General features: G+C 73.2%; 3 protein-coding genes. 1 reads left to right on the top strand and 2 read right to left on the bottom strand.

Features of this window, described 5'->3' with window-relative positions; all coding sequences use genetic code 11:
- Window positions 1–185: 185 nt before the first annotated feature.
- Both QC282_RS31915 and QC282_RS31910 read right to left on the bottom strand, forming a co-directional pair.
- Complete coding sequence (locus QC282_RS31915) at window positions 186–1,235, bottom strand: DUF2637 domain-containing protein (RefSeq protein WP_279553088.1); 1,050 nt, start codon at window positions 1,233–1,235, stop codon at window positions 186–188.
- Window positions 1,236–1,578: 343 nt separating this feature from the next.
- Entirely contained in the window at window positions 1,579–2,436 is an 858-nt protein-coding gene (locus QC282_RS31910; RefSeq protein WP_279553087.1) for a (2Fe-2S)-binding protein, read from the bottom strand.
- Between the two features lie 129 nt (window positions 2,437–2,565).
- Between QC282_RS31910 and QC282_RS31905 the strand changes: the two genes are divergently transcribed.
- Window positions 2,566–3,477: a GntR family transcriptional regulator gene (locus QC282_RS31905; RefSeq protein WP_279553086.1), complete on the top strand. Its 912-nt coding sequence runs from the start codon at window positions 2,566–2,568 to the stop codon at window positions 3,475–3,477.
- The last annotated feature ends 364 nt before the right edge of the window (window positions 3,478–3,841 follow it).

Genomic DNA, 3,841 nt, shown 5'->3' with positions numbered 1-3,841 from the left:
GCCCGAACAGGCCGCGCCCCGCCCCGTGGTGCTCGTGGTCGCCCCGTGGTGCTCGTGGCCGCCGGGAGCCGTGCGGACTACCGCTCGGCCGACACGGACACGGACACGGACTCCGACACGGACACGGACTCCGACACGGACACGGACTTCGACACCGACACCGACATCAACTCCGGGTCTCCGGTTCAGCCGAACTGCTGCTCAAGGTCCTTGAGCTTGCGCTCCAGGGAGTCGAGCCGCGGCAGGGCCATGGTGTCGTCCTCCGCGGTGAGGTCGACGGTCACGGGGTCAGCGCCGCGGCGCACGGGCTGCAGCGAGGGACGCGAGCGTACGGGCAACTGCTCCGGCGCCGAAGCCGATATGGCAGGCTCCGCGGACACCCGGTCGGAGTCGCGCTCCACCTGCACCTCCACCTCGACCTGGCGTCCGCCACGGCCGGGGAAACTGCGGTGGCCCCGGCTGATCGCCTTCAGCTGCGCGCGCTCCATGCGCTGCGCCTCCCGGCGCCGCATGCGCTCCTGGTCCTTGCGGCGCTTGTCGTCGCGGACCTCCTCGACCGCCTCGTCCAGGCTGCGCACGCCCTCCAGCAGCATCAGCGACCACGCCTTGTACGTCTCACGCGGCGCCCGCAGCCAGCGGACGACACGGATCTGCGGCAGCGGACGCGGCACCAGGCCCTGCTCGCGCAGCGCGGCCCGGCGGGTCTGCTTCAGCGCGCGGTCGAACAGCACCGCCGCCGACAGCGACATACCGGCGAAGAAGTGCGGGGCACCGTCGTGGCCCAGACCCCGGGGCGCGTGCACCCAGTTGAACCAGGCGGCGGCGCCCGCGAACGTCCACACCAGTATCCGGGAGCCGAGCGCCGCGTCACCGTGGCTGGCCTCCCGCACGGCGAGCACCGAGCAGAACATCGCCGCCCCGTCCAGGCCGAACGGCACGAGGTACTCCCAGCCGCCGGACAGGTTCAGGTTCTGCCGGCCGAAGCCGACCAGTCCGTGGAAGGAGAGTGCTGCGGCCACCGCCGCACAGCAGAAAAGAAGGACGTAGGAAGCCGTGCCGTAGAGGGCCTCCTTGCGCCTGCGGCGCTCCTCGCTGCGCTCCCACGAGTCGTCCGCGCTCGTGTCCTTCCCCGAGGAGCGCTTGCCGTGCGCGAGCACCGCCATCGCCGCCAGCATGCCCAGGAGCAGTACGGCGCCCGGAAGCAGCCAGTTCAGCGATATGTCGGTCAGTCTCATCTGGGGTCCCTTGCATTGGGATAGGGCGTAACGCCCGCCATAGTGGCCCAAACCCACCGGCCCTCAGGGGGTTTCGGGGCAAGAGGCCGCCAAGGAATTGCAAGGGGATGCCCAGGGCAGCGATCTGCTCGAACTGCCGCTTGAGGGGCGGGAGTTGAGTTCGAATAAGACTACCCGTACGGGTAGTTCCATGGAAACTTGCCGTGGTTGGTGAGGAAGGTGTGAAGCGGCCGTGACCATGGGCGGGCGTGGCGTGTTGCCGCCGTCCGCGGTGATCTCATTCGCGGTGATCCTAGCGGGCCCGCGCGGGTGCGGGTGACCGGGCGCGGCGCCTCGCGGCGCCTCAAGCCGCCGTCGTCGCCAGGAGTTTGGTGATGCGGTCCGTGTCGCAGGTGCGCGGGCAGGTGGCGCACGTGTCCTCGGGGCGCACCGTGTAGAACATGCAGCAGCTCGCCCGGTCCCGGGTCGGCAGCGACTCGCCGTTCGGGCCGGTCAGCTCCCGGAATCCCGCCGCGCCGGCGTACGGCTTCGTCGCGCCCGGCAGCAGCAGCTCCAGTTCGCGCATCGCCCGCCGCTCCTCGCCGAAGAGGTGCGCGACGTACCAGAGGCCCTCGACGATCTCGTCGGTCGCCATGCCCCACAGGGCGCGGCCACGGCGGCGCATGCGCGGGCCGAAGGCGGCCAGGACCGGTTCGAGGTGCTCCGCGACCGCGCCGCGCACCTCCGCGCGCAGCGCCTCCTCGTCGGGGACCACGCGCGCGCCCGGCAGTACGGCCGCCGGGTCGCCGGGGAGGCAGGCGAAGTCCGTCGGCCGCACCGCCATGCGGCCGACGGACAGGCCCGGGGCCGTGCGGTCGTACGAGACGTGGGTCACGGGGTAACGGGGGACGCGGCGGCTCAGGAACCACGGGACGGTGATCAGCAGGCAGGCCGGCCAGGCGTAGCGGTGCAGGCCGAAACTGGCGACCACGTCGGGGCGGGCGCGCCGCCCGTAGTCGCGCAGGGTCTGCGCGTCGTCCCGGGCCAGGAAGGCGTCGAGGGCGGCGTCGTCGGTCGCGAGGGCGGCGGCGGTGATCCAGCCGTCGCCGGCGGGGAGGGCGGCGCCCTGCCCGTCCGCGGGTTCCTCCGTGATCGCGAGGCCCGGGAACGCCTCGGTCAGGCGGGTGTACGCGTCCGTGAGGGGCGAACGTGACACAGGCATACGGGACCCCGATCCGCGACGTACTGAGGTGCGCTGAAGGTAAGCCTTACCTTAGCGGACATCGCGAGGATTTGAACTGACGGCCTGTGCGCCTATCGTGCTTCACGAGCGGGTCACATCCCCGCCGCAATGACCCCAAGTGCCGACAAGCCCGGAGGAGGACCCGTGACGCAGGGTGTGCAGGGCGCGGAGGCCTCCGGCGGGTCGGGCTCCGGTGGGTCCTTCGGTGGCTCGGCCGGGGGCGGCGGGTATCCGGGCGGTGCGGTGCGGGTGCCCGTGCAGCCGAGCGCTGTGGACGTGGACCGGGCGGCGGCGCGGGGTGTGTCCGGGGGAGCCGGCGCCGGTGGGGGCGGTGCTGTCGCGGCGCGGGGTGAGCACACCCACGGTGAGCCTTCCGCGCCGCCGCCTGCGGGGCGCTCCCGTGTGCAGCGGTCCTCCGTGCGGGGACAGATCCTCGACGCGTTGCGGACCGCGCTGGTGTCGGGGGAGCTGCGGCCGGGGGAGGTGTACTCGGCGCCGGTGCTCGGGGAACGGTTCGGGGTGTCGGCGACGCCCGTGCGGGAGGCCATGCAGCAGCTGGCGCTGGAGGGCGCCGTCGAGGTGGTGCCGAATCGGGGGTTCCGGGTGGTCGTGCGGGGGGCACGGGAGCTGGCGGAGCTGGCGGAGGTGCGGGCGCTGCTCGAGGTGCCGGTGATGATGCGGCTGGCGCGGACGGTGCCGGTGGAACGGTGGGCGGAGTTGCGGCCGCTGGCGGAGGCGACGGTGCGGGCGGCGTCCTCGGGGTGCGCGGCGTCGTACGCGGAGGCGGACCGGGCGTTTCACCGGGCGGTGCTGTCGCTGGCCGGGAACGGGCAACTGCTGCACGTTGCGGAGGACTTGCACCGGCGTTCGCAGTGGCCCGTGCTGGACGGGCCGACGACGCGGGGGCGGGCGGACCTGGTGGCGGACGCGGCGCAGCACACGGCGCTGCTGGATGCGTTGATCGCGCGCGAGCTGGATGTGGTGGAGTCGCTGGTGCGGGAGCATTTCGCCGGAGCGTGAGCCTCCGGCGGTCGCGCGGGGTGCCTGCGGCGGCCTGCGCGGGTTGGGGTGAGGGCTTGCGCCGCGCTTTCGGTCCGGTGAGGGAGCGTTGTGCCTCCGGCGGTCGCACGGATGCCTGCGGCGGCCTGTGCGGGTTGGGTGGGTGGCTTGCGTTGCGCTGTCGGTTCGGTGGCGGGTCAGCGCTGCGGGGTGCCTCCGGCGGTTGGGCGGGTTGCCTGCGGCGGCCTGTGCGGGGCGGTGGGTGGCTTGCGTAGCGCCTTGTGCCGGTGGGTGGGTCGGGGCCGCGCCGGGGGGTGTCCGTCCTCGGAACGGCGCGGAATCGGTCACTTGAAAACGCCCTGGTGTTGACGCGCCAACCGCTGCG

It is taken from the genome of Streptomyces sp. DH24, from assembly GCF_029813775.1.
GTDB lineage: Bacteria > Actinomycetota > Actinomycetes > Streptomycetales > Streptomycetaceae > Streptomyces.
This window is presented reverse-complemented; position numbering and strand designations above follow the sequence as displayed.